This window comes from Sulfuriferula plumbiphila, from assembly GCF_009938015.1.
Classification (GTDB): domain Bacteria; phylum Pseudomonadota; class Gammaproteobacteria; order Burkholderiales; family Sulfuriferulaceae; genus Sulfuriferula; species Sulfuriferula plumbiphila.
Map to the genome: position 1 here is coordinate 3,080,532 of NZ_AP021884.1, position 24,799 is coordinate 3,105,330.

Consider the following 24,799-nt stretch of genomic DNA (forward strand, 5'->3'; position numbering starts at 1 on the left):
AAGTATGTGGATTATGCCTTACGGTAGATTTCCGCGCCCTGTTTCACAAACTCAACCGCCTTCACCTCCATTCCCTTTTGCAAGGCATCCTGTTCCGACAGCCCCTGCTGGGCGGCATAATCGCGCACATCCTGGGTGATCTTCATGGAACAGAAATGCGGTCCGCACATGGAGCAGAAATGCGCGACCTTGGCCGAATCCTTGGGCAGGGTTTCGTCGTGGAATTCGCGCGCCTTGTCCGGGTCGAGGCCGAGGTTGAACTGGTCTTCCCAGCGGAACTCGAAGCGCGCCTTGGACAGCGCGTTGTCGCGTATCTGCGCGCCGGGGTGGCCCTTGGCCAGGTCGGCGGCGTGGGCGGCGATTTTGTAAGCCATGATGCCGTCTTTCACGTCATCCTTGTCCGGCAGGCCCAGGTGTTCCTTGGGCGTGACATAGCACAGCATGGCGGTACCGTACCAGCCGATTTGCGCGGCGCCGATGGCGCTGGTGATGTGGTCGTAGCCGGGGGCGATGTCGGTGGTGAGCGGTCCGAGCGTATAGAACGGCGCTTCATCACACCACGCCAGTTGCAAATCCATATTTTCCTTGATGAGCTGCATGGGCACGTGGCCGGGGCCTTCGATCATCACCTGGCAATCGTGCTTCCAGGCGATCTGGGTGAGCTCGCCCAGGGTTTTCAGTTCAGCCAGCTGCGCTTCATCGTTGGCGTCATAAATGCTGCCGGGGCGCAGGCCGTCGCCGAGGCTGAAGCTCACGTCATACGCCTTCATGATCGCGCAGATGTCTTCGAAATGCGTGTAGAGGAAGCTCTCCTTGTGATGCGCCAGGCACCACTTGGCCATGATCGAGCCGCCGCGCGACACAATGCCGGTCATGCGTTTGGCTGTCAGCGGCACATGCGCCAGGCGCACGCCGGCGTGGATGGTGAAGTAGTCGACACCCTGTTCGGCCTGCTCGATCAGGGTGTCGCGGAACATTTCCCAGGTCAGGTTCTCGGCTTTGCCGTCGACTTTTTCCAGCGCCTGATAAATGGGCACGGTGCCAATGGGCACGGGCGAGTTGCGGATAATCCACTCGCGCGTTTCATGGATGTTCTTGCCGGTGGAGAGATCCATCACCGTGTCGCCGCCCCAGCGGATCGCCCAGGTCATTTTTTCCACTTCCTCCTGGATCGAGGAGCCGAGCGCGGAGTTGCCGATGTTGGCGTTGATTTTCACCAGGAAATTGCGCCCGATGATCATCGGCTCGGTTTCCGGGTGGTTGATGTTGGCGGGGATGATGGCGCGGCCGCGGGCGATTTCGCTGCGCACGAATTCGGGCGTGATTTCCTCGGGCAGCGCCGCGCCGTAATTTTGCCCGCGATGCTGGCGGCCCAGCAGCTCGGCCATTTTCAGCCCGGTGGGGCCAGCGCTTTTGAGCGCGGCAATATACTCCTTACGGCGCAGGTTTTCACGGATGGCCACGTATTCCATCTCCGGGGTGATGATGCCCTGGCGCGCGTAATGCATTTGCGTGACATTTTTGCCTGCTTTGGCACGACGCGGCTGGCGAACCAGGCCGGGAAAGCGCATGGCGGTGAGCGCGGAATCATTCAGGCGCTCAAGCCCGTACTCGGAGCTTGGCCCGGTCAGCGCATCGGTGTCATTGCGCTCCTCGATCCAGCCAGCACGCAGCGCGGCCAGTCCGGTGCGGATATCAATTTGCGCTTCCGGGTCGGTGTAGGGGCCGGAACAGTCGTACACATAAACCGGCGGATTGGGTTCCGCGCCGAACGAGGCCGGGGTGTCAGCCTGGCTGATTGCGCGCATCGGTACGCGGATATCAGGACGGCTGCCCTCGACATACACCTTGCGCGAATTGGGCAAGGGCTGGACCGCCGCCTCGTCGACATGGGCAGTGGCGGCAATAAACTGGGGATTGGCATTCATCGGAAAATCCTTAAGCAGAATAGCGTAAGGAGCACGGCCAGATGCTTCCCTACGACGGCATGACCCGTATCAGGTTCAAAGGGTGTGTCTCACTGCGCCGACCAACTTCTGCGCAGACCCCTAGCAGAGATGTTAAATTAAAGGAATTATGGAATAATCGCAAGGGATTAGTGCATTTTGGTGTCTCGACAATGAATATCGAACAAGCCCGTTTCAACATGATCGAGCAGCAGATCCGTACCTGGGATGTGCTGGATCAGGAAATCCTCAACTTGCTGTCCAAGGTCAAGCGCGAAGAATTTGTTCCGCAAACTTATCGCACCCTGGCATTTGTGGACATGGAAATCCCGCTCGGCCACAACGAACTGATGATGCAGCCCAAGCTCGAGGCGCGCATCGTGCAAGAGCTGGCCATCAAAAAAACCGACAAGATTCTCGAAGTCGGCACCGGTAGCGGCTACCTCACCGCGCTACTGGCACACCAGGGACACCATGTACACAGCGTGGACATCGTGCCGGAATTCAAAACCCAGGCCGAGGCCAAGCTCAGGGCGCATGGTTTTGCCAACGCTTCGCTGGAGGTGGGCGACGCTGCGCGCGGCTGGCCGCGTCATGGTCCCTATGATGTGATCGTACTCACCGGCTCCACCCCGATATTGCCGGAAGCCTTCGTGCATGACCTCAAGCCCGGCGGACGGCTGTTCGCCATTGTCGGCGATGCGCCTGCGATGCAGGCCCAGCTCGTCACCTGTGTGGCCGAAGGCGCATACAACACGGTGACGCTGTTTGAAACCAACATCAAGCCGCTCGTCAACGCGCTGCAACCCGAACGCTTCGTATTTTAACCACCCCAATGCAGCAGATCGGCGCGCGCGCACTCCAGCAGTGGTTGCAGGATGCAGACCGCGCCAGCCCGCTTTTGCTGGACGTGCGCGAGCCCTGGGAATATGAGTATTGCCATATCGTCAATGCCCGGCTGGTGCCGATGCACAGCGTGCCCGGCAAACTCGATACGCTCGACCAACACGCGCAAATCGTGGTGATCTGCCATCACGGCATGCGCAGTATGCAAGTGGCGCGTTTCCTCGAGCACGCCGGGTTTGATCGGATCTACAATCTGCAGGGTGGCGTGGACAGCTGGGCGCAGCTGGTGGACACCAGCATGCCCACCTACTGAAACCCATCGGCGCCTATTTCGGGATGCCTTGATGAAACGACTGTCTCTTGCCCTCATGGGTATCGGATTTATCCACCTGGCGCTCGCCGCCGATCTCTCCGACATTTATCATCAGGCGCAACGCAACGACGCAGCCTACGCTTCTGCCCGCGCGGCCTATCGCGCCGGCGTGGAAAAACTGCCGCAGGGCCGTGCCGGCTTGCTGCCACAGGCCAGCCTCAACGCCAGCGTGCTCAATAACAACACCAGCTCATCGGTGTTCGGAGACAGAAGTTACACCTCAAGGGGCGTCGGTATCACCGTCATCCAGCCCATCTACCGCAAGCAGAACTGGGAACACTACGAACAGGCCAAACAACAAGTCAGCGTAGCCGAGGCGCAGCTCGCCAGTGCCGCGCAGGACCTGATCCTGCGCACCGCGCAGGCGTATTTTGATGTATTGCAAAGTCAGGACAACCTCAACTTCGTGCGCGCCCAGAAGGCCGCCATCGGCGAACAACTGGCACAAGCCAGGCGCAATTTTGAAGTCGGCACCGCCACTATTACCGACAGCAACGAAGCGCAGGCGCGGTCCGATCTCGCCAGCGCCCAGGAAATCGCCGCCCTCAACGACCTGCAAATCAAACAGCGCGCACTGCAACGCATCATCGGCAAACTGCCACCCAGGCTCGACGTGCTGGGGGACAAGCTACAACTGGCGCCGCCCAATCCAGCCAGCATCGACGCGTGGATCGCTCGCGCCGAGCAGGACAGCCCGGCGCTCAAGGCGCAGCGTGCCGGCTACGAGATCGCCCAGCGCGAGGTCGAGCGTAACCGCGCCGGACACTACCCGACCCTGGATGCGGTGGCCAGCTACTCGGACAACCGCAACCAGAATTTTGGCGGGTTTCAGGTCAACACCAAAAACGCCGTGATCGGGGTAGAGCTCAACTTGCCGTTGTATCAGGGCGGCCTGGTCGGTTCGCGCGTGCGTGAAGCCGTGGCCAACCAGGACAAGGCACGCGAAGACCTCGAAGACGCGCGGCGCCAGGTCGACCTCAATACCAGCCAGGCCTACCTCGGCGTAACCAGCGGCGAAGCCCAGGTCAAGGCACTGGAACAGGCACTGTTATCCAGCCAGACTTCACTCGATTCCACCAGGCTCGGCCTCGAGGTCGGCGTGCGCACCACGGTGGATGTACTCAATGCACAACAACAGATGTATTCCGCCAAACGTGATCTGGCCGCTGCGCGTTACAACTACATTCTTTCCAGCCTGCGCCTGAAAGCCGCAGCCGGGACACTGAGCGAAACCGACCTCGGCGAAGTGGACAAATGGCTGGTGAGCAGCGAATAGGTTGTTTAACGGCACTAACCACGGGGGAGAACAAGAAGGCAAAAGGCAAAATTTAAAATCTCTCCCTGGGCTTGATTTTGCCTTTTGCCTTTTGCCTTTTGCCTTTTGCCTTGTTCCCCCGCTGCCGTCCTCCTTACTCAGGTTTCAAATACACCTCGAGCGTCTGCATCAGGCGCTGTACCGTGCCGCGATGGGCGTGGCTAAACGCCAGCGCCGCTTCCGACATCTGGCGGCGGCGTAATGGGGCATCCAGCAAGCCCTTCAGTTCCCGCGCCAGACCGGCAACATCCGCCACCCGCTGTGCCGCGCCACACGCGACTGCCTGGCGCGCGACATCGGCAAAATTCCAGGTGTGCGGGCCAATCAACACCGGGCAGCCCACGGCAGCGGCTTCAATCAGGTTTTGTCCGCCGAATGGCAGCAGGCTGCCCCCCACAAACGCCACATCGGCGGCGCGATAATAGGCAAACAACTCACCCATGCTGTCGCCCAGCAGCACCGCTGTCTGCGCCGCCACGGGCTGGCCCGCGCTGCGCCGCTGATAGATCGTGCCGCGCTGTTCCAGCAGCGCAGCCACCTCGTCAAAACGCTGCGGATGGCGCGGCACAATCAGCGTGAGCAGATCGGGCAGCGCGACCCGCTCCAGCGCATCCAGCACCAGCGCCTCCTCGCCTTCGCGCGTACTGGCCGCCACGAATACGGGCCGACCTTTGCCCAGTTGCGCGCGCAGCCGCACCCCGGCCTGGATTTGCGCGGGCGGCGGCGCGCAATCAAATTTCAGGTTGCCCGCCACCTCGACATGCGGTGCGCCCAGCTGGCTCAGGCGATCCGCATCGGCGCGCGTTTGTGCCACCACGGCCGCCAGCTTGCCCAGGCTGCTACGCACCAGCGCGCCGAGCCAGCCATAGCGCCGTGCCGAGCGCGCCGACAGGCGTGCGTTCACCAGCAGCACTGGCGTGCTGCCTGCGTGACAGGCATCGATCAGGTTCGGCCAGATTTCAGTTTCCATCAGCAAGCCTATCGCCGGCCGGAAATGCCGCACGAAGCGCCGCACAGCGAAACGGTAGTCGTAGGGCAGATACGCCCGCAACACCCGCTCGCCAAACAGCGACTCGCTGGTCGCGCGCCCGGTGGGCGTGGTATGCGTCAGCAAAATCCGATACCCGGGATAACGCGCCAGCAACGCCTGCACCAGCGGCACCGCGGCACGCGTCTCCCCCACCGACACGGCGTGCAGCCAGATCACCGGTTGCGCTGGGCGGTCCGGATAAAACCCGAAGCGCTCGCCCCAGTGCCGCAGGTAGGCAGGCTGGCGACGCGCGCGCCAGAGCAGGTGCAGCATCGTGTAAGGGAATGCCACGAACAGCAGCAAGGCGTAGGCATGACGGGAAAAAAACAGTTTCATGGGGGCATTCTAACAGCGCCTGAAAGCCCAAACGAACATGCTAGAATTTGCCCAACAATTCAGGAGACACCATGAAAATTCTGCTCACCGGCGCAGCTGGTTTCATCGGAATGCACACCGCCCTGCGGCTTCTGGCGCGTGGCGATGTAGTTGTCGGTGTGGACAACCTCAACGATTACTACGACGTCAAGCTCAAACGCGCACGTCTGGCGCAACTCACAGCGCATGGCAACTTCCGTTTCATCCAGCTCGACATTGCCGACCGGGCCACCATGGAAACCCTGTTCACCACAGAGAAATTCCAGCGCGTCATCAACCTCGCCGCCCAGCCCGGCGTGCGCTACTCGCTGAAAAACCCGCACGCCTATATCCAGTCCAACATCGTCGGCCTGACCAACATCCTCGAAGGCTGCCGCCACAACCAGGTCGAGCACCTGGTCTACGCCAGTAGCTCCAGCGTGTACGGCGCCAATACGCACATGCCGTTTTCCGTGCACGCCAACGTCGACCACCCGGTCAGCCTGTACGCGGCCACCAAAAAAGCCGGCGAGCTGATGGCGCACAGCTACAGCCACCTGTACAAGCTGCCCACCACCGGCCTGCGTTTTTTCACCGTGTACGGTCCATGGGGACGCCCGGACATGTCGCCCTCGCTATTCGCCGGCGCCATCCTGCGCGGCGAACCGATCGACGTGTTCAACCAGGGAAAAATGCAGCGCGACTTCACCTATATCGACGACATCGTCGAAGGCGTGGTGCGCATCCTCGACCGCGTCGCCACGCCTGCTCCCCAATTCGATACCAGCGCGCCGGACCCCGGCACCAGCTACGCCCCTTACCGCGTCTACAATATCGGCAACCACGCGCCGGTGGAACTGATGACTTTCATTGAAACCATCGAACGCGCAGCGGGCAGGCCGGCCGTGAAAAACTTCCTGCCGATGCAAGCGGGCGACGTGGTGGCTACGTATGCCGATGTGGCCGACCTCAAACGTGACGTGGGGTTTGAGCCGAAGACGCCGCTCGCCGAGGGGATAGAGAAATTCGTGGCGTGGTATCGCAGCTATTATCATCAGGCCGGGTGATGCCCACCCCAACCAACAAGCGGCGCCCAACCAGCTGGCCACAATGGAGTGCGACATGAAACACGCGATTGTTCTGCAACTCAGCGAGCAGGAATATCTCGAAACCGAACGCGCCAGCCAGGTCAGGCATGAATATGTCGCTGGTGAAATCTTCGCCATGGCCGGTGGCAGCAAGGCGCACAACACGATCTCTCTGAACATGGCGGTATTGCTGCGCAACAAACTGCGCGATAGCGGCTGCCAGACCTTCATCGCCGACATGAAAGTCCGCATCGCCACGCAGGCCCGCCACTACTATCCCGATGTCGCCGTTACCTGCGCACCGGGCGACCTCGCCAGCGACAGCCCCAGGGATTACATCGAATCCACGGTGCTGCTGGTTGAAGTGCTCTCCCCCGCCACCGAAGCCATCGACCGCCGCGAAAAAATGCTCGCCTACCGCCACATCGCCAGCCTGCGGGAATACGTGCTGATCGACCAGGAACGGCGCTGGGTAGAGGTTTACCGCCGCAATGAAGCTGGCTGGAGCGCCGACATTTTCGCGCCAGACGATGAAATCACACTGGAATCAGCGGATATGCAAATCAGCATGGATGACCTGTACGCAGGCAGCGGCGTGGCGTGGCCTGAACCCCAGTCATGAGTGGAGGCTGATACAATGCGCTCCTGCGTGTCCCCGTTATTCCTGATTGATCGGACGCACCTGCCAAGATGAGACTCACCGACACCCAGAGCGCCACCATCCGCGAAGAAGTGCAACGGCACTTCGGTGACAGCGCGCGCGTCCTGCTGTTTGGCTCGCGTGTGCGTGACGACGCGCTGGGCGGCGATATCGACCTCTACGTTGAAGCCGAAGGCAGCGCCGAACAGGCATTAACGCGCGAGCTCCAGCTCTACGCCGCACTCCAGCGCCGACTGGGCGAGCAGCGCATCGACATCGTCGTCCATCGGCGCGGCACATCCCTACGCACCATCGACGAAGAAGCACGCAGAACCGGGGTACCGTTGTGACTGAAACCATCAATCGTCTGTGGCAGATACTGCGCGTGGTCGAAAAAGAAGCGCACTCCCTGCAGGCAGTCATGCAACGACGCTTCCCTGGGCACGGTGCAATATCGCCTGCATGGCTGGAAGGACAGCTTGCCACACCGGAAGGCATAGACCGCCTGGAATCTTTCGTCGGCAAGTTTTCCCGCATGCAAGACACGCTCGTCGATAAGTTACTGCCGCATTTTCTGCTGGCCGTAGGCGAAGAACCAGGCACTGCCCTGGACAACCTGCGCCGCGCAGAACGGCTGGGCATAGTCAGTGACCCAGACCAGTGGCTGGCCATGCGCCGACTGCGCAACCATCTCGTTCACGAATATGTCGATGACTTGGCGCAACTGGCTGCCGCGCCGGCAAAGGCGCGCGAAACGGCCGGTGAGTTATACAAGACCTTTCACGGCATAAAGGCCTATGCCGGGAAAAATCTGCCGCCGGTGGATAAAACACAATGAATTCCGCTGAACCGTTCCCACCCACCGAGAAGCGGTGCCTGACCCAATTTTATGCGTGCAACACATGACAAATAAATTCGAGTCTGACCCCATTTTACGCAAGAATGTCAAAGTCAAGCATTGAAAAAATCCGGCCCGCTACGGGTGAGAATTTATTGTCGCGTAAGGCGCTTGTTAAAAATTCGCTAATCAATCTCGCCGGTTTTGCCCTCCCGCTAACTGTCGGGCTGATAACGATACCGCTGATTGTGCGTGGTTTTGGCGTTGAACGGTTTGGCTTGCTTACCTTGGCGTGGGCGGTCATTGGCTACTTCAGCCTGTTTGACCTGGGGATTGGCCGGGCAATTACGCAGTTGATAGCCGAGCGCCTGGATAAGTCCCCCGCAGAAGATGTGGCCCGACTGGCGTGGACGGGTTTGTTGATGATGGCGGTTTTTGCGTTGATTGGGGCCATCTTCACCGCTAGCCTGACTCCGTGGTTTGTTTCCTCCGTGCTCAATATGCCCGAGGCGCTGAGAGAAGAAGCCATATGGGCCTTCATCATGCTTGCGGCGGCAATACCCGCAGTCGTTTTGAGCGCCGGTTTTGCCGGGGTGCTTGCTGCGATACAGCGCTTTGATCTGATCAACGCCCTGCGGATTCCGATGGGCATGATGATCTTTCTGGTCCCCCTCGCCATTCTGCCCTACTCGAAAAGCATGGCGTATGTTTGCGCGGGTTTGATGGTTATCCGATTCCTCTTTCTAGTTTTGCATGCGGTGGTATGTTTCTACGCTTTTCCGTCATTGCGGGCTCACGTGGGCATAGAACGCTCGGAAATCAGGAGGCTGTTGAATTTTGGCGGCTGGATGACGGTGACCAATGTTATCGGACCGTTCATGGTGTATATGGATCGCTTCGTAATCGGCGCGGCGTTGTCCATTTCAGCCGTTGCCTATTATGTGACGCCCTATGAAATGGTCACCCGGCTTTGGGCCATACCGGCTGCGATAGTGACAGTCCTTTTTCCTGCTTTTGCTGCTTCAAAGAACAATGGCTCAAGCCATGCGGCCGCACTTTATTCGATGGGCGGACGGGCCATTCTGGTGATTTTGGCGCCTATCGTGCTGGTGTTGGTGGTTTTTGCGAAAGAGGGGCTGAACGTCTGGCTGGGTAGCGATTTTTCGCAAAAGAGCGCCGCTGTCTTACAATGGCTCGCCATGGGCGTTTATCTCAACAGCTATGCCCAAGTGCCGTTTGCGTTCATTCAGGGAATCGGGCGGGCGGATATTACTGCCAAACTTCACCTTCTGGAGTTGCCCATTTATATAGCCCTGATGTTCTGGTTGCTGAACACACACGGCATTATCGGCGTGGCGATCGCCTGGCTGCTGCGGATCGCCGTGGACGCTGTGCTACTGACCCTGGTGGCGCATTGGCTGTCCAAGGATATGGCTGCAGCCAGCAGGCAGATATTCCCTATGCTTGCAACCCTGTTAGTCCTGTTCGCCGCCGGAATGATGCTGGATGAAACAGTCGGGAAACTGTTTTTTACAGGCGCCGCCTTTCTTGCCCTCATCTTGGTGGTCTATTTTTTTGCTGTCACGCCAGAAGAGAAGAATGCAATCCGGAAATCAGCCCAGCGCTTTCTTCGAACCTGAGTTTTCCACTGCCCCCTGAATCATGCACAATAACGAAATTCAAACTCGGCCATGCCCTGATTGCCCCGTGTGCGGATCGCAAGGCAGCCTGTTGTACGCTAAATTGACGGATCGTCTTTTTAATACGCCGGGCACGTGGGATATGAAAAAATGCCATAACCCGGATTGCGGCGCCTTATGGCTTGATCCCATGCCCGCAGAAGCCGACTTGGCCAAACTTTACACCGATTATTATACGCATCAGGCTTCCCTGCCCAACTCTGTCCGTAACCCCTTGGGACGTTTTCTCGACCGGGTGCGCGCTTCGCATCTTCATGCCCGGTTTGGTTATGCCCCCCTCTCGGCCTCCTGGATAAACAAACTGCTGGGCTTGTTCGCCTATATCCATCCCGCCTGGAAAGAGAATCTGGAGGCCAGCGTCTTTTATCTGTCTGCCCAGCGCGGTGGACGTTTGCTGGAGGTCGGCTGCGGCAGCGGCGCGACGCTGCAATCAATGGAACAAAAAGGCTGGAGCGTGACCGGCCTTGATTTTGACGAGGACGCCGTAAAAAATGCCAGAAGCAAAGGCCTGGATGTGCGGCATGGGCAACTGTCCGCGCAGGAGTTTGCGGATGAAAGCTTCGATGCGGTGGTCATGAGCCACGTGATTGAGCATGTGCCCTCGCCTGGCGCATTGCTGGGCGAGTGCCGGCGGGTTCTCAAAAAAGGAGGGGTTCTGGTCGCACTCACACCCAATGCAGATTCGCGAGGGCATGGGCACTATAGGCGAAACTGGCGTGGATTGGAGCCACCGCGCCATTTGCAGGTATTTACCGCCCGCTCCCTGGCCAGCATGGCCTACGGCGCCGACTACGATACTGTCGAAAGTTTTACATCCATGCAAGGCGCCATCTATATCTGGCACGCATCAGCCGAGATAGCAAAAGATGGTAGACATGACATGAATGCTGAAGTTGGCCTGCATCGTCGCATTTTGCTGCAGATTACAGGGTTGGTCATTGGGTGGCTGCATGTGCTCCTCCCGGGTCGCGGCGAAGTCGCCGTGATTGTCTGCAGAAAATAACCCCTGGTTAGCTACATCCATGATCCAAGTTCTGCTGGCGACCTACAATGGCGAAGCCTTTCTCGCTGAACAGCTAGACTCCCTGCTTGCCCAGAAGGGGGGAGTCTGTACCGTTCTGGCTCGTGATGACGGGTCTACCGATACAACTCTGGATATTCTCCAGCGCTATGCACAAAGCTTTCCTAGCCAAATTGTACTGGGTGAAAAACAGGGTAGACTCGGTGCGATAGGCAGCTTTGACTGGCTGCTAAGTCAATCCAGCGCCCCCTATATTGCGTTTTGTGACCAGGATGATGTGTGGGAGCCCGATAAACTGCATATCCTGCTGGAACGCATGCAGGCGCTCGAAGCCCGCCTGGGCAAGGACACGCCGATACTCGTGCACAGCGACCTTGCGGTAGTCAACCGGAATTTGCAGAGGATTCACCCGTCGTTCTGGACGTATTCCGGATTGGATGCGAGGCGTCATGGTTTGGCACAGCTTTTGATCAGCAACACGGTGACCGGCTGCGCTATGCTTGCGAATCGGGCCTTGGTTGAGCGAGCCACGCCTATTCCGCAGGAAGCCGTCATGCACGATCATTGGTTTGCTCTGGTGGCTGCTGCCTTGGGGCACGTCGAGCCAGTTTACGAGAGTCTCGTCGCTTACAGGCAACATGGCCGCAATGCCGTGGGAGCGCAGGCTTACGGCTGGCGGACCATGCTCGGGAAGCTGATTTCAGGCTGCGGCCATACCGACATCAGCAAGTTACGACATCAGGCTGAGGTTTTGTACCGCCGCTATGGTGACTATCTTGAACCAGACCACGCTGGATTTGTCGCGGGGTTCAGTAAATTGCAGGATAAAAGCTGGTTGGCACGGCGTTTTTTTATGCTGCGCCATGGCATCCTTAGACCCGGTGTGGTGCGTAATCTAGGGCTGTTTTTTTGTGTGCGCCTGGCCAGGGAAGGGCAGCAGAAACGCGATATATGAAGGCTCTTGGCAAAGCTTTACTGATCCTTATCGTCCTTGAGCTTGGCCTTGGCGGCGGCGGCAGATGGATGGATGCCACAGGCCTGCCCCGCATAGTGCTGTTTTGCTTTGGGCTGGGGTATTTCGTTATTGCATTATTGGTTCGACCAGCAAATGGTGCAGGGGCATCCCCTGAAAGAATCCCACGTGAATTTCTTTTCCTGACGGTGTTATTCATTGCGTTGACCCTGTTTTCCCTGTCAGTCTCAATGCTGAATGGTCAAAGCTTATGGGAAACCGCTAAAGGTTTGAGACCGCAGACATATTTCTTGCTGCTGCCTTTCTTTGCCCTGGTCATGCGAAATATCGACGACGTGGCGATGGTCAGCAAGGCGCTGAAGTTTTCGGCATTGACTCTTGCAATTTTATTCATCGCAACGATGGCGATATGGAAATCTGGTTTTGTGACATCCGGGCAGTTATTTCAGTGGCTGAATCCTGCGGGCGATACGCATCCCGAGGTTTTCTTTCGGGGAGACACCACCTTTTTCTTCAAGGCAATTCTGTATGTTGGTGTTGGGGTGTTTTTTTTCGCGGCTGAAAAAAACCGGGTCAGGAAAAGCACGGTTCTGCTGCTGATGCTGGCGATAGCACTCACCATGACGCGAGGCGTGTGGCTGTCTGTTTTTATGGTTTTGGCGGCGTGGGCTTTTTTTTATACTGGCAACCGCCTCAAAGGCGCGGCGATTGCGGCGACATTCCTGTTCATCGGCGCTATCGGTGTGGTATGGATAAATAAAACATTGCTGACCGTGGTTATATCCGATGCGATACGAATGAAGGATATGCACGCACTACCGTCAATTTTGGATTGGCAAACAGTATTGTTCGGCAAAGGTTTTAACGGCACCATCGTTGGGCGTGAGGCCATCGAGATCACTTACATCAACATTCTGTACAGGCAAGGACTGGCGTGGCTCATATTCTGGCTTTTGCCCATGGCCTATCTGATCTGGCGGATGCACGCAATCAGGGATCCGAATCACCAGTTTCTTGCGTTGCCATATTTTATGGCTGCCACATTTGTGTATTTAGTCAGCTTCACCAACCCTTTTCTGTCCAGCTCAATCGGAATTTCAGTTGTAATGATCGCAATGGTGGCGGTAAGGGTCATTGCGCAATCGAACCCCCAAGTGTCGTTGGATATAGGTACCGGCACTCTCGATTTTGCTGATGTGCCGCAATCGTTTTTTTGACATGGATCAGGAAGTCCAATCCTGTTTCTTCATTATTATGGGGCATCCTTAAAACATGGATGTAACTCTCGCTGGTTTATATCAGCCAAATTATTTGTCTGCCGCCGAAACGCCTCTCCCGGACACTCGGCTGATTACCTTATCTGTAGTCAGCCACATGCAAGAGGCCCTGGTAGGGGCGCTACTCGAAGATCTTGGCCGAATATCCCACCGGAGCTTGCAAGTGTTGGTCACACTAAATCTTCCTGAACGTTTGGGATGGCAGCCTGAAGATTTTTCTTTTCCTGTCACGGTATTGCATAACGACAAACCCCGTGGCTTCGGGACCAACCATAATGCGGCGTTTGGGCAATGCGACACGCCTCATTTTTGCATTATTAACCCGGACATCCGCCTGGAAACGAATCCCTTTCCGGCTTTACTGGCTTGCCTGAATGACAGAAATGTCGCTGCCGTCGCTCCTATCGTATTCAACCCGCAGGGCAAAATAGAGGACAGCGTGCGGCATTTTCCCAGCCCCTTCGGGCTGATTACAAAAGCCCTTGATCTTGACGGCAGCTGTTACCCTATCGAACCGGGCACAGCACCTTTTGCCGCCGACTGGGTGGGCGGCATGTTCATGCTGTTCCGTGCAACCGATTTCGCTGCTGTGGGCGGGTTTGACGAAGGCTTCTTCCTCTACTACGAAGACGTGGACATCTGCGCGCGCCTTTGGAAAAGGGGGCGTCGGGTCATGGCCTGTCCTCAGGCAAGCGTGGTGCATGATGCGCGCCGCGCCAGTCGCCGCGATCTGCGCTATATGCGCTGGCATCTGTCGAGCATGGGCCGCTATTTCCGTAAGCATTTATTCAGGTTGCCTGCTGTTAGATGAATAAATTGCCTCATCACCTGGCGCCCAATCCGATATCCGGAAGATGCCTGCGCAGCTGCTCACCGCCGATTCGGCGCTAGTGCCTTATTCGGAACTGGTACGGCTCATTTGAGCGGCTCACAACCCGCGTAACATTCGCCGGGTGAGCCTTTGACTGCCAAATCTTGACCAACTAGACTAGATCGATCAATAGTGCATGGAGAACGTGATGCGTCAATACAATCTGTATGAGGCAAAAACCCAACTCTCGCAACTGGTTCAGGCCGCTCTGGATGGTGAGGAGGTTTTGATCGCACGCGCCGGTAAAGTGGCGGTGCGTCTTGTACCTGTCGTGTCCGCCCAACCAGCGACGGGTGGATGGGGGACATTGAAGATTGATGCTACGCAACTGGATGCGGCGTTTGCACCTGCGGTAGAGAGCGAAGTGGCGCGCTTGTTTGGGAAGGACTCGGCGTAATGCCGCCCCGCTTGTTACTCGATACGCATATTGCATTATGGTGGTTGCGGGAATGCGCTTACTGCCCATCATTCCGGAACATACCGTAGCTGCTGCCGAATTACCCGCACTCCATGCTGATCCGTTCGACCGTTTGCTGGTGGCGCAGGCCTGGCAACAACATTTGATTCTGCTAACCGCAGATGCCGCACTAACGGCTTATGGCCCGAATGTGCGCTGCGTGCAATGAACACAAATCCTGTACTTCCGCTTGTATTCATCCCGCCTCGCTCTCCTTCCCCATGTTTTAGAAAAAACAACAATTGCATGGCTGAATATTTAAAAATTCGCATTTTGTCATTTCAGTAAATCCACCACAATGATTGAGCAATTCGGCGATATCTCAATAAATATTGAACTGCATCTTGCCGCCTTGTATTCTTACAATATTCAAGACGACACTTAAGGAGTAAGCATGTATACCGCAACCCTCACTGAGAAATTTCAAATTGGCATCCCTAAAGCATTTCGCGATGACCTCGGACTTAGAGCCGGGCAGCAATTCGTCTTTGTTGCCAAGGGTGACGCCATCATCATGATTCCGCGACGCGAGATTAGCGAAGTGCGTGGCTTTCTGAAGGGCGCCAACCTTGAAAACGTGCGCGACCGTACGGAGCGAAGCTGATGCATGTAGTGGATACTTGTGGCTGGATAGAATGGTTGACCGACGGCCTGTTAGCAGAAAAATTCGCGCCGTTTCTGGTTGACAGCGCCAACCTGATTGTTCCGACACTGGTGCAGTTTGAGTTATATAGATGGTGTCTGCGCGAAAAAAACGAAGCTGTTGCGCTGGATATCATCGGTATCACCGAGGTTTGCCTGGTGCGGCCTCTTGACACTCGCATCGCGCTGTCGGCAGCCGATCTTTCCACACAGTACAAACTTGCCATGGCAGATGCTGTGGTCTATGCCAGCGCACTTGCCGCCGGGGGCCAGCTACTCACATCCGATGCCCATTTTGCAGGCTTGCCGAACGTGTGCTACTGGCAGAAAACAGCTTAACCTCACCGTGATTTCCCCATGAAGGTATTAATCACTGGCGCTTCCGGTTTCGTCGGCAGCGCGACCTGCGCCCGGTTGGTGGCGCATGGTATGGATGTCGCCGGCGCGGTGCGGCAATTGCCCGCCCGGCCGCTGGCGGGCGTGGACTACCGCATCGTGGGCGGCCTGGATGCCGACACTGACTGGCGCGGTACGCTCACTGGGGTGGACGCCATCGTCCACTGCGCCGCGCGCGTGCATGTGATGCGCGAGACGGCAGACGATCCGCTGGCGGCGTTCAGATCCGCCAATGTTGCCGGAACCGGGCGGCTTGCCCGCCAGGCCGTGGCAGCGGGAGTGAAGCGGCTGGTTTTCATCAGCAGCATCAAGGTGAACGGCGAGGAGACGGCCTCCCCTCCCCCGCGAGGAGAGACGGGGAACTTTCGGGAGGACGATGCGCCTGCGCCGCAAGACCCCTACGGCCAGACCAAATGGGAAGCAGAAGTAATGCTTGCCCGGGTTGCCCGGGAAACCGGCCTGGAAGTGGTGACGGTGCGGCCGCCGCTGGTTTACGGGCCGGGCGTGAAAGGCAATCTGGCGCGCCTGCTGGGCTGGATCGAACGCGGCGTGCCGCTGCCGCTGGCGGGTATCCGCAACGCGCGCAGCCTGATCGGCATAGACAATCTCGCCAGCGCGCTGCACGCCTGCCTCACCTGCCCCGCTGCAGCGGGACGGACTTATCTGGTACGCGATGGCGAGGATGTTTCGACGCCCGAACTGGTGCGCCGCCTGGGTCGCCACCTGGGCAAGCCGGCGCGGCTGTTTGCGCTGCCCGCGCCATTATTGGAAGGCCTGGCGGGGCTGGCAGGGCGGCGCGCCGACGTGCAGCGCCTGACCGGCTCGCTGATCGTGGACGACCGCCGGATTCGGCGCGAACTGGGCTGGGTGCCGCCGCGCACGCTGGATGAGGGCTTGGCACAGATGGCGCGCGCGTGGCTGGACAGCGCCGGATAGCCCGGCTTACGCCACAGACACGCCTGGGTTAAAATCCGGGTACCCACATTGGAGGATAGTCCGCCATGTCACATGCCCAGTCCCACACGTTTTTAAGCGAAGACGATTACCTGCGCCTGGAACAGCAAGCCGCTACCCGCCATGAGCTGGTCGATGGCGAAATGTATGCCATAGCCGGTGCCAGCGAGCGGCACAACCGCATCGCGCTCAACATCGCTTACCATCTGCGCACGGTAACGCGCGGCAAGCCCTGCCGTGCTTTCATGGCCGACATGAAACTGCGCGTGGCCGCCGGGGCGACGTATTACTACCCGGACGTGATGCTGGTATGCGACCCGGCAGACGACCACCCGATTTATAAACGCGCGCCGTGCTTCATTGCTGAAGTACTCTCGCCCGCTACCGCCAGCGTGGATCTGCGCGAAAAATGGCAGGCTTACCGCACCCTGCCCAGCCTGCGTTATTACCTGCTGGTGGATGCCGAGCGCCTGTGGGCAAAAGTGTTTTTCCGGCGCGAGGGCGAGGGCTGGTTCGAGCAGGAGCTTTCCCCCGAGGACAGTCTGGAAGTGGGCTGCGGCGACCTGCATCCGATGCTGACGCTGGACGATCTCTACGAAGACACGGGCATGCTGATTGTTTAATCCGGGCGGCGTGTGGCTGGCATTGCTGGCGCTGCCGGTCAGCGCGCTCACTGTCTGGCTGGTGTCGCGCGGCCGGACGGCACGCATCGCGCTTGACCACCCCAACCAGCGCTCCCTGCACACCACCCCCATCCCGCGCACCGGCGGACTCGGCGTGGTCGCCGGAGTCGCGGCGGGCTGGGCGGCGGCGGACGGCACTTTACCCGTGGCATTGTGGGGTGGCGCCGCGCTGCTCGCGGTCCTGTCCTTTGCCGATGACCGCTACGGCCTGCCGACCAGCGTGCGCTTTCTCGCCCACATCGTGGCTGCGGTATGGCTGGTGGCGGCACTGGGGACGGGCTGGAATCCTTGGCTGTGGCCACTGGCCGTAGCCGCCATTGTCTGGATGACCAACCTGTACAACTTCATGGATGGCTCGGACGGGCTGGCAGGGGGGATGGCGCTGTTCGGCTTCGGGTTTTTCGCCATCGCCGCGGCGACGCACGGACAGTCCGAGCTGGCGCTGGCGACGCTCACTGTGGCGGCGGCAGCGCTCGGCTTCCTGGCTTTCAACCTGCCTCCGGCGCGGGTGTTCATGGGAGATACAGGGTCGATTTCCCTGGGGTTTTTGGCAGCAGGATTGGGCATGCTGGGCGCGGTGCACGATGCCTGGCCGGCCTGGTTTCCGGTGCTGGTGTTCTTGCCGTTCATCGCTGATGCCACAGCCACCTTGCTGCGCCGTGGCTGGCGCGGCGAAAAGGTCTGGCACGCGCACAAGGAGCATTATTACCAGCGCCTGATCCGCATGGGCTGGAGCCACCGCCAGACCGCGCTTGCCGAATACGCCGTGATGGGCGGCAGCGGCGGCATGGCGTTGGTCACCTTATCTGCACCGACGTCCATAGCGATTTTGATCGCAGTGCTTTGGGGCGCTGTGCTCATTACACTGATGTGGCTGGTGGACAGCCGCTGGCGTGATTTTCAGGTAAATCAGGCCATTACCCAAGCTTAAACAGGAGTACCACCCTGATCGCCTGATTGATTGTTCCAAATGGGGACCATCAAATACGCTATCTTGTTTATATTCTTACTGCATGGGGAAAGGGCGTATCCCATGGATACCACCAAACTATCCAGCAAAGGACAGGTCATTTTGCCAATCAAGATCCGTGCTGCGCACAAATGGCAGGCTGGCGTCGCGCTCTCGGTCGAGGATACCTCTGGGGGGATATTGTTGCGCCCACTGAAACCGTTCAAACCGACGCGACTGCAGGATGTTGTGGGCTGCGCTGGTTACAGGGGGCCCGCAAAAACACTGACTAACATGGATGCCGCCATCGCAACCGGCGTTGAAGCCGGTCATGATCGCGATTGATACCATGTTCTCGCCCCTCTGCTTGCCGGCGATGACGCAACGCAAACCAGACGTGTAGTTGCGCTGTTTGAACAAGGCAATATGTATCCTGGCAACACCTCGACCCCGACTTCAAATTGAACTTCAATGATTCCATCCATCGGTTTTAATCCCCGTACCGCCCTCGCCTTCCTGCACGACCTCAGCGCCGCAGCGGCTGCGTGGCTGATCGCCTACTGGCTGCGCTTCAACCTCGCCATTCCGCCGGAATTCTGGTCCAGCGCGCTGGATACCCTGGCCTGGGTGGTGCCGCTGCAGGCGCTGGCATTCTGGCGCTTTGGCCTGTATCGCGGGATCTGGCGCTTTGCCAGCCTGCCGGATCTGCGCCGCATTCTGATGGCGGTGGGCGTGGCGGCATTGCTGGTGCCGCTCGGGCTGTTGATGTTTCGCACCCACGCCGTGGTGCCGCGCTCGGTGCTGCTGCTCGACCCGCTGCTGCTGGTGTTGTTCATGGGCGGCAGCCGCCTGCTCTACCGCGCCTGGAAAGAGCATCGCTTTTCCAGCCTGTTGCAGACCGAGCGCGAACCCCTGCTGATAATGGGAGCGGGCAGCGCAGCGGCGTCGCTGGTACGCGAACTCGCGCAGAGCAAGGAATGGCGTGTGGTGGGCCTGCTCGACAACGCCGCCAGCAAGCAGGGGCGCGATATCCACGGCGTGCCGGTGCTGGGTACGCTGGACAGCCTGCGCGCTCACGCCAGCCGGATGGACGTAAAACACGCGGTTATCGCCATGCCCTCCGCCCCGCATTCGGTGCGCCGCCACGCCGCCCAGCTATGCAATGAAGCCGGTGTGGCGGCGCTCACCGTGCCCGCCTTTGAAGACCTGGTGAGCGGCAAGGTAACCGTCTCCAGCCTGCGCAAGATCGAGCTGGATGACCTGCTCGGGCGCGACCCGGTGCAGCTCGACGACGCCGGGCTGCATGGCCTGCTGACGGACCAGGTGGTCATGGTGAGCGGCGCGGGCGGCTCGATCGGCTCGGAGCTGGCGCGGCAGATTGCGCGTTATCGGCCCCGCCTGCTGATCCTGTTCGAGCTGAGTGAATTCGCCCTGTATCAGATCGAGCAGGAATTCAGCGGCCGTTTTGCCGACGTGCCCATCCTGTGCGCCATCGGCGACGTTAAAAACCGCGCCGTGCTCGACGACCTGATGCGGCGCCACTGCCCCGCCGTGGTGTTCCACGCCGCCGCCTACAAGCACGTGCCGCTGATGGAACAGCAAAACGCCTGGCAGGCGCTACAGAACAATGTGCTCGGCACCTATACCCTGGCCAGCGCGGCGCAGGCGCAAGGTGTCGCCAAATTCGTGCTGATTTCCACCGACAAGGCAGTCAACCCGACCAACGTGATGGGGACCAGCAAACGCACCGCGGAGATGGTATGCCAGAGCCTGCAGCAAGCCGCAGGCACGCGTTTTGTCGCGGTGCGTTTCGGCAATGTGCTGGGCAGCTCGGGCAGCGTGATCCCGAAGTTCCAGGAGCAGATTGCCAAAGGCGGGCCGATTACCGTCACCCATCCCGACATCACGCGCTACTTCATGTCCATCCCGGAAGCCTGCCAACTGGTACTGCAGGCCGGACTGATGGGCACAGGCGGCGAGATTTTCGTGCTCGACATGGGCGAGCCAGTAAAAATCGTTGACCTCGCTCGCGACATGATCCGCCTGTCCGGCTATACCGGGCAGGATATCAAGATCGTCTATTCCGGCCTGCGCCCCGGCGAGAAACTGTTCGAGGAACTGCTCGCCGACGACGAGCACACCCTGCCCACCCCGCACCCCAAACTGCGCATCGCCCAGGCGCGCGATGTGGATGCCGGGTGGTTGACGGCGGCACTCGACTGGCTGATGCAGGATGGCGTGGTGGCGGAGGCGGAAGTGAAACAGAAACTGCGCGAGTGGGTGCCGGAGTACACACCCAAATCAGCAGATGGTGAAAAAGATAGACGGGCCTGATTAAAAAACCGGGTCACCGCTGAACACGGCTGGAAAGCCGCCGGCTTACTCCTTCCCTGACAGACGAAAGCCCGAGGGAAGCTCATTCGTAATTTAGGAGCCGCTAAAAATTCAGGACCTCCAAGTGAAACAGCCAAGAAAAAACTTGGGCGCGCAGCATAGGCTGGATGCATGAGAGGCGTCCCCGAAACCAGAAAATAAAGCACGCGGCCATCCCGGCAACGACGATGCGATACAATGAATACACGTATTCAATCAGGACATCATATCATGGCAACTTCAATCCGGCTCGATCCGGAAATCGAGCAGCGGCTAGACCACCTGGCCGCACAGACAGGCCGTACCAAGGCATATTACCTGCGCGAGCTAATCGCGAATGGCCTGAAAGACCTGGAAGACCACTACCTGGCTGCCGCGACGATGGAGCGCATCCGCAAGGGCGAAGAACGCGTTTTCACGCTGGAGGAAGTGGAGCGCAATCTTGGTTTGGCGGATTGAGCTGACGGCCACGGCGGCCAAGCGGCTCGCGAAACTCGACAAGGGCGAAGCCAAACGCATCACAAGCTTTCTTCGACAACGCCTCGCTGTGCTCGATGACCCACGCACCACAGGTAAGGCGCTCACAGGCCCGCATCTCGGCGCATACTGGCGCTACCGCGTCGGCGACTATCGAATCATCCTAGAAACCGCAGTTGGACGCGCCCGATGGTGCGTTTGGGCGTGTGGCTGCGCGAAGCAACGAGGCGCGACAAAGGCAGGCGCGCGACCGGACGTGCCAGCGGGTGCGTAGCGATGTCACCCAGAAGGTGAATGCGAACGAAGGCGGAACACTCAGTATTCATGCGGCTCTCATGAGGGAAATGAGCGGTCTACTACGGTTTTTAGGATCATCTGCGACACACAGGACAGCGCGCTTTGCGTCCTCGTAATCGAGATCGGCAACCGGCGCGAGGCCTATCGTTGAGCGCCAGGAGAAGGCGGCGCGACCGGCTCGCATAACGCGGGATACCAGTTAAACTCGCCTTCCAAAACAGGTTTATCCACGTTATCCACGCAGTTTCAAAAACCTGTGGAGTTGATTGGCTAATAGGGGTTTATCAGCCGATAGAGGTTGCGATTCTCCTGGAAAGTGTTGCAACGCGTAAGCTGGGCCCGCAAGTCTTCTCTGGTCTGGGCATAGTTCAGGCTAGAGGCCCAAGTTTGCAGCCTGACCAGCATGCTGATGTAGGCGTCTGGTGTGCCTTGATGGCTTAGGGCCTTGAGTGGCAGCAAATAGTCTTCCCGGAATATCGTTGGTACCAAGATGCGTGACAACCCAGCTTCTGTCAGCGCGCAGTTGAGCGCCAACCGGGCTGTACGGCCGTTTCCGTCCATAAACGGATGAACCTCGGCCACAATGAACATGGCCATGAATGCACGGGCGGCTGGACTGGACAGCCCGGTGATGCGGTCGAACCCTTCCAGCAAAGTACCTCGCACCAGGTCGGGATGGACGAATACCGTGCTGCCGGCCTGATTGGTCTTGTCTTTCCATTCTCCGGGTTTCTTGTCCAGGCGCCTGGACATGACCAGGCCGTTGACGGATTTTAGCCAGGCCAGGAAATCTTCGCCAGATTTGGGGAACGCATCGCGCCAAGGTGAAGACGTCGCCGCCTGATAGGTGCCCAGGATGTCGTGCGTGTCTTCAAGGCGGTTTACCAGGACGGCGCCTCGGTAAACGATGTCCTCCGCTTCTTCCACCGTGAAGGCAGTGCCTTCGATATAGTTCGAGAAATAGGCCTCGAAAAACGCCTGGTTGTCCTTCGCTGCAGGGCTGTTAGCCACTTCTTTGATGTCAGGCAAGGCTGCTTGCTGCAAAGCGGCGAACAAGGTGTCAAACAGCTTGAGACATTCGCCATCGTAGGGCTTGCCTGCCGCCCTGGCCAATGCTTGCCTTGAGGTGAGGCTCCTGGCGTTACGGGTCGCCAGTAAGGCCCCTACAATCCTGTCCAGACGTTTGAACTCTCTTTCCCGGCCGTGGGCTTGCGCGAACTCCCGTGCCTTGTCGCGCAAGGCGTTAAGATTGCTCTCCCCGCGTAGTTGCAGCGCCTTGTCCAGATAAAGTTCGATTTGTTCGGCCGGGACGGTTCTGGACGCACTGCCCTTGACCGCCTCCAGGCATTCCAGCAACCAGCGGGTTTCGCTGGCAACGAACAACTTCCCGTATGGGGCATCGCCCGGCAAGGGGCCGCCAGGTCGAACCTCCACAGTCAGGCCCGGGTAGGACCGCGAAGGGGCGCGTTTGCCGTAGCTGACCACAACGACGTTGTCCTTGTCGGGTCCACCGTGTATGGCTGATCTGTAGCTGAGCACGGCTCCTGGCAGTTCGTGCTCCAGCAAGGTCTTCCAGTTTCGGCGCACCACAGATTCCAGCGGTATCGTCAGCTGAGTTGTGAATACGCCAGGGCTGATTCTGGCGGCGGTGCCTGCCGCCACTTTCCGCTGCATGAGTGAGGACAATGCCCGCTGAGCAGCGGGAGCGAATATCAGCTCGCTTTCGGGTGGGTTGCGTAGATTCATGCGAATAGTTGTTTTCGCTCATGCCAAAATGCGTAATTAAACGTTAATGTTATAGCATTGGCGTAGTTAAGCGTATGTTTTATTTTTAAGGTTTGCGTAGCCTCGCGCTAAACAGGTCGAGCTAGTTACGGTCATTTGCGTAATATGTCGTCTATTATATACATATTTGCGTAGTATTGCGTTTAATATTTGGTGTGGTGCATATTCTGAAGCAATGCAATTATAAAGCGGCGATGCCAAATAGGTACCGTTGAGCGCCAATAGCCGGGCGGTATGGCTTACATGGCGAGCCATTCGGCTGACAGCGTCGTTGAAGTTGGAAGCTCCGTCATTCATGGCGGGGTAGTTCACGTAATCAGAAACATGACATGCCCAGGAGCCTGGCTGCCTTGTTCAATCGAATATCGAAGCAAGCAAAAAATATGGGTAATTGCGAAATGCGCCCCGTTTCATAAGCAGCAGCAAGTTGTATGCTGTCGTAACCACGTAGCGCAAAAGTATCTGCATATTCACCCGCACGCTCCACCAGCGCCTGGTCGATTTCCAGCACCACAAAGTGCGGCCAATCTGCTGCCAAAGCTGCCTTTGCCTGTTCGACGACCAACGCATCCTGTGGCACTTCTCGCGCACGCCTCGACAATGCCGCATGCGCCTCTGCCCATGCGATGCGGCAGACCGCGACCGCCTCGGCCGAACTCAACTGCGTCTTGAGCACATCACTGCCTTCCTCGACAATGTAGAGCTTTATGAGTGCCGGGGTGTCGCAAAACAGAATCATCCACGATCTTCCAGCACCATCGCAGAAACGGGTACACCCTGCGCCTGTAAGCGGAGTTCAGCGCCTGCGGGCTTACCGCCTTGCCAACTGGCCGTGCCCGCAGCCAACAGGCACGACAATCCGGTACTTTCAGCAGCAGGTACGCCAATCAGGCGCGCCACCACCTTGCGATGCGAGGTGAGCTCAATCTGTCGTCCCGATTGCACTTCCCGGACATAACGAGACAAATGCGACTTGAATTCCTGCATGGACACCCGCATACCGGACCTCTTTTTATACATAAATCATACGAATGATGCCCTTTTTTCACTTGTGCGAGCAATAGATTGATATCTGTCAACGTCGCCACGACACCCATGATTGAATCGCCCTGTCTTTTCCAGACACTTCCTGAACCTTGAACCACGGTTCACCCGGAAATGCCATGAGCGAGCAGCAGCGTTACACAGAAGATATCAAGATTGAAGCCATCAAACAGGTGACTGAGCGGCAACATCCAGATGCCGAACACACGCTTACCCAATCTCCGCCAAATCTGCCCAGACTGGCCGCGCCATGAACAACCTGGCATGTGTCGAAACTTTAAACCGCACCGTAATGCCAGGGATTCAGGAGCTCTACCCCCGTTGTTTGAAAGCCCGCGCTGTTGCGAGAATTGGCACATCTCGTCGAAACCGTGCACAGCTTTGAAGACTGCCGACCGAAACCTTCCGCAGCCTCTATTCCTGGCTTATGCGCAATGACAACAACCCCAGCCCCAATCTCCCGTTGTCAG

General features: G+C 58.4%; 29 protein-coding genes, 1 pseudogene and 1 riboswitch. Of the genes and pseudogenes, 24 read left to right on the forward strand and 6 right to left on the reverse strand.

Annotation, left to right across the window (positions count from 1 at the left end; all coding sequences use genetic code 11):
• Positions 1-11: 11 nt before the first annotated feature.
• Positions 12-1,928, reverse strand: coding sequence for a phosphomethylpyrimidine synthase ThiC (thiC, locus tag GZH91_RS15805; protein ID WP_147074203.1), 1,917 nt, complete (start codon positions 1,926-1,928; stop codon positions 12-14).
• Positions 1,929-1,957: 29 nt separating this feature from the next.
• Positions 1,958-2,060, reverse strand: a riboswitch (TPP riboswitch).
• Positions 2,061-2,119: 59 nt separating this feature from the next.
• Between thiC and GZH91_RS15810 the strand changes: the two genes are divergently transcribed.
• From GZH91_RS15810 to GZH91_RS15820, 3 genes are read left to right on the forward strand one after another with little or no spacing between them, the layout of a single operon-like run.
• The gene (locus tag GZH91_RS15810) at positions 2,120-2,773 is read left to right on the forward strand and encodes a protein-L-isoaspartate O-methyltransferase family protein (protein ID WP_147074200.1); all 654 of its coding nucleotides are present in this window, start codon (positions 2,120-2,122) and stop codon (positions 2,771-2,773) included.
• 8 nt (positions 2,774-2,781) lie between these two features.
• Positions 2,782-3,105, forward strand: coding sequence for a rhodanese-like domain-containing protein (locus tag GZH91_RS15815; protein ID WP_147074198.1), 324 nt, complete (start codon positions 2,782-2,784; stop codon positions 3,103-3,105).
• A 31-nt stretch (positions 3,106-3,136) separates the two neighbouring features.
• Positions 3,137-4,441, forward strand: a complete 1,305-nt coding sequence (locus GZH91_RS15820) for a TolC family outer membrane protein (RefSeq protein ID WP_147074196.1) — start codon at positions 3,137-3,139, stop codon at positions 4,439-4,441.
• A gap of 133 nt (positions 4,442-4,574) precedes the next feature.
• Here the strand turns inward: GZH91_RS15820 and waaA are convergent, their stop codons facing one another.
• On the reverse strand, positions 4,575-5,846 hold the full coding sequence (gene waaA, locus GZH91_RS15825) for a lipid IV(A) 3-deoxy-D-manno-octulosonic acid transferase (RefSeq protein WP_147074195.1): 1,272 nt from the start codon (positions 5,844-5,846) through the stop codon (positions 4,575-4,577).
• Positions 5,847-5,917: 71 nt separating this feature from the next.
• Between waaA and GZH91_RS15830 the strand changes: the two genes are divergently transcribed.
• From GZH91_RS15830 to GZH91_RS18190, 20 genes and pseudogenes are all read left to right on the forward strand, one after another.
• Positions 5,918-6,931, forward strand: a complete 1,014-nt coding sequence (locus tag GZH91_RS15830) for an NAD-dependent epimerase (RefSeq protein WP_147074193.1) — start codon at positions 5,918-5,920, stop codon at positions 6,929-6,931.
• Positions 6,932-6,986: 55 nt separating this feature from the next.
• On the forward strand, positions 6,987-7,574 hold the full coding sequence (locus GZH91_RS15835) for a Uma2 family endonuclease (protein ID WP_147074191.1): 588 nt from the start codon (positions 6,987-6,989) through the stop codon (positions 7,572-7,574).
• A gap of 68 nt (positions 7,575-7,642) precedes the next feature.
• Positions 7,643-7,942 carry a nucleotidyltransferase domain-containing protein gene (locus GZH91_RS15840; RefSeq protein ID WP_147074189.1) on the forward strand — a complete coding sequence of 100 codons (300 nt, stop codon included), beginning with the start codon at positions 7,643-7,645 and terminating at the stop codon, positions 7,940-7,942.
• Positions 7,939-8,430: a hypothetical protein gene (locus GZH91_RS15845; protein ID WP_147074187.1), complete on the forward strand. Its 492-nt coding sequence runs from the start codon at positions 7,939-7,941 to the stop codon at positions 8,428-8,430. Before GZH91_RS15840 ends, GZH91_RS15845 begins: the two co-directional genes overlap by 4 nt.
• Positions 8,431-8,534: 104 nt before the next feature.
• Complete coding sequence (locus GZH91_RS15850; protein ID WP_147074186.1) at positions 8,535-10,070, forward strand: flippase; 1,536 nt, start codon at positions 8,535-8,537, stop codon at positions 10,068-10,070.
• Positions 10,071-10,092: 22 nt separating this feature from the next.
• Complete coding sequence (locus GZH91_RS15855) at positions 10,093-11,133, forward strand: class I SAM-dependent methyltransferase (protein WP_147074184.1); 1,041 nt, start codon at positions 10,093-10,095, stop codon at positions 11,131-11,133.
• Positions 11,134-11,152: 19 nt separating this feature from the next.
• Positions 11,153-12,106: a glycosyltransferase family 2 protein gene (locus GZH91_RS15860; RefSeq protein WP_147074182.1), complete on the forward strand. Its 954-nt coding sequence runs from the start codon at positions 11,153-11,155 to the stop codon at positions 12,104-12,106.
• Entirely contained in the window at positions 12,103-13,341 is a 1,239-nt protein-coding gene (locus GZH91_RS15865; protein ID WP_147074181.1) for a hypothetical protein, read from the forward strand. Before GZH91_RS15860 ends, GZH91_RS15865 begins: the two co-directional genes overlap by 4 nt.
• A gap of 223 nt (positions 13,342-13,564) precedes the next feature.
• Positions 13,565-14,212: a glycosyltransferase gene (locus GZH91_RS15870; protein WP_408646875.1), complete on the forward strand. Its 648-nt coding sequence runs from the start codon at positions 13,565-13,567 to the stop codon at positions 14,210-14,212.
• Between the two features lie 208 nt (positions 14,213-14,420).
• Positions 14,421-14,669 (forward strand): type II toxin-antitoxin system Phd/YefM family antitoxin, encoded by a 249-nt coding sequence (locus GZH91_RS15875; RefSeq protein WP_147074176.1) that lies wholly within the window; start codon positions 14,421-14,423, stop codon positions 14,667-14,669.
• A 52-nt stretch (positions 14,670-14,721) separates the two neighbouring features.
• Complete coding sequence (locus GZH91_RS15880) at positions 14,722-14,898, forward strand: PIN domain-containing protein (RefSeq protein WP_147074174.1); 177 nt, start codon at positions 14,722-14,724, stop codon at positions 14,896-14,898.
• A gap of 225 nt (positions 14,899-15,123) precedes the next feature.
• Entirely contained in the window at positions 15,124-15,333 is a 210-nt protein-coding gene (locus GZH91_RS15885) for an AbrB/MazE/SpoVT family DNA-binding domain-containing protein (RefSeq protein ID WP_147074172.1), read from the forward strand.
• Complete coding sequence (locus GZH91_RS15890) at positions 15,333-15,710, forward strand: type II toxin-antitoxin system VapC family toxin (protein ID WP_147074171.1); 378 nt, start codon at positions 15,333-15,335, stop codon at positions 15,708-15,710. Before GZH91_RS15885 ends, GZH91_RS15890 begins: the two co-directional genes overlap by 1 nt.
• 18 nt (positions 15,711-15,728) lie before the next feature.
• Positions 15,729-16,703 carry a UDP-glucose 4-epimerase family protein gene (locus GZH91_RS15895; RefSeq protein ID WP_147074169.1) on the forward strand — a complete coding sequence of 325 codons (975 nt, stop codon included), beginning with the start codon at positions 15,729-15,731 and terminating at the stop codon, positions 16,701-16,703.
• A 65-nt stretch (positions 16,704-16,768) separates the two neighbouring features.
• The gene (locus GZH91_RS15900) at positions 16,769-17,344 is read left to right on the forward strand and encodes a Uma2 family endonuclease (RefSeq protein ID WP_147074167.1); all 576 of its coding nucleotides are present in this window, start codon (positions 16,769-16,771) and stop codon (positions 17,342-17,344) included.
• Complete coding sequence (locus GZH91_RS15905; RefSeq protein WP_147074165.1) at positions 17,337-18,335, forward strand: MraY family glycosyltransferase; 999 nt, start codon at positions 17,337-17,339, stop codon at positions 18,333-18,335. Before GZH91_RS15900 ends, GZH91_RS15905 begins: the two co-directional genes overlap by 8 nt.
• A gap of 102 nt (positions 18,336-18,437) precedes the next feature.
• Positions 18,438-18,698, forward strand: a complete 261-nt coding sequence (locus GZH91_RS15910) for an AbrB/MazE/SpoVT family DNA-binding domain-containing protein (RefSeq protein WP_147074163.1) — start codon at positions 18,438-18,440, stop codon at positions 18,696-18,698.
• 126 nt (positions 18,699-18,824) lie between these two features.
• Positions 18,825-20,687 carry a polysaccharide biosynthesis protein gene (locus tag GZH91_RS15915; protein WP_147074162.1) on the forward strand — a complete coding sequence of 621 codons (1,863 nt, stop codon included), beginning with the start codon at positions 18,825-18,827 and terminating at the stop codon, positions 20,685-20,687.
• A 270-nt stretch (positions 20,688-20,957) separates the two neighbouring features.
• Positions 20,958-21,185 carry a type II toxin-antitoxin system RelB family antitoxin gene (gene relB, locus GZH91_RS15920; protein ID WP_147074160.1) on the forward strand — a complete coding sequence of 76 codons (228 nt, stop codon included), beginning with the start codon at positions 20,958-20,960 and terminating at the stop codon, positions 21,183-21,185.
• Positions 21,169-21,312 (forward strand): annotated as a pseudogene (locus GZH91_RS18190) (type II toxin-antitoxin system RelE family toxin); the annotation flags it as partial. The gene relB and the pseudogene GZH91_RS18190, both read left to right, overlap by 17 nt.
• A gap of 49 nt (positions 21,313-21,361) precedes the next feature.
• Here GZH91_RS18190 and GZH91_RS18195 read toward each other — a convergent pair.
• The 4 genes from GZH91_RS18195 to GZH91_RS15940 form a co-directional block, all read right to left on the reverse strand.
• Complete coding sequence (locus GZH91_RS18195) at positions 21,362-21,529, reverse strand: hypothetical protein (protein ID WP_232522254.1); 168 nt, start codon at positions 21,527-21,529, stop codon at positions 21,362-21,364.
• Between the two features lie 241 nt (positions 21,530-21,770).
• Positions 21,771-23,246, reverse strand: a complete 1,476-nt coding sequence (locus GZH91_RS15930; protein ID WP_147075110.1) for a Fic family protein — start codon at positions 23,244-23,246, stop codon at positions 21,771-21,773.
• 355 nt (positions 23,247-23,601) lie between these two features.
• Positions 23,602-24,024, reverse strand: a complete 423-nt coding sequence (locus tag GZH91_RS15935; RefSeq protein ID WP_147075109.1) for a type II toxin-antitoxin system VapC family toxin — start codon at positions 24,022-24,024, stop codon at positions 23,602-23,604.
• Positions 24,021-24,284 carry a type II toxin-antitoxin system Phd/YefM family antitoxin gene (locus GZH91_RS15940; RefSeq protein WP_147075108.1) on the reverse strand — a complete coding sequence of 88 codons (264 nt, stop codon included), beginning with the start codon at positions 24,282-24,284 and terminating at the stop codon, positions 24,021-24,023. The genes GZH91_RS15935 and GZH91_RS15940 overlap by 4 nt, the downstream gene beginning before the upstream one ends.
• A 164-nt stretch (positions 24,285-24,448) precedes the next feature.
• Between GZH91_RS15940 and GZH91_RS18305 the strand changes: the two genes are divergently transcribed.
• Complete coding sequence (locus GZH91_RS18305) at positions 24,449-24,583, forward strand: hypothetical protein (protein ID WP_262982473.1); 135 nt, start codon at positions 24,449-24,451, stop codon at positions 24,581-24,583.
• Positions 24,584-24,799 lie beyond the last annotated feature (216 nt).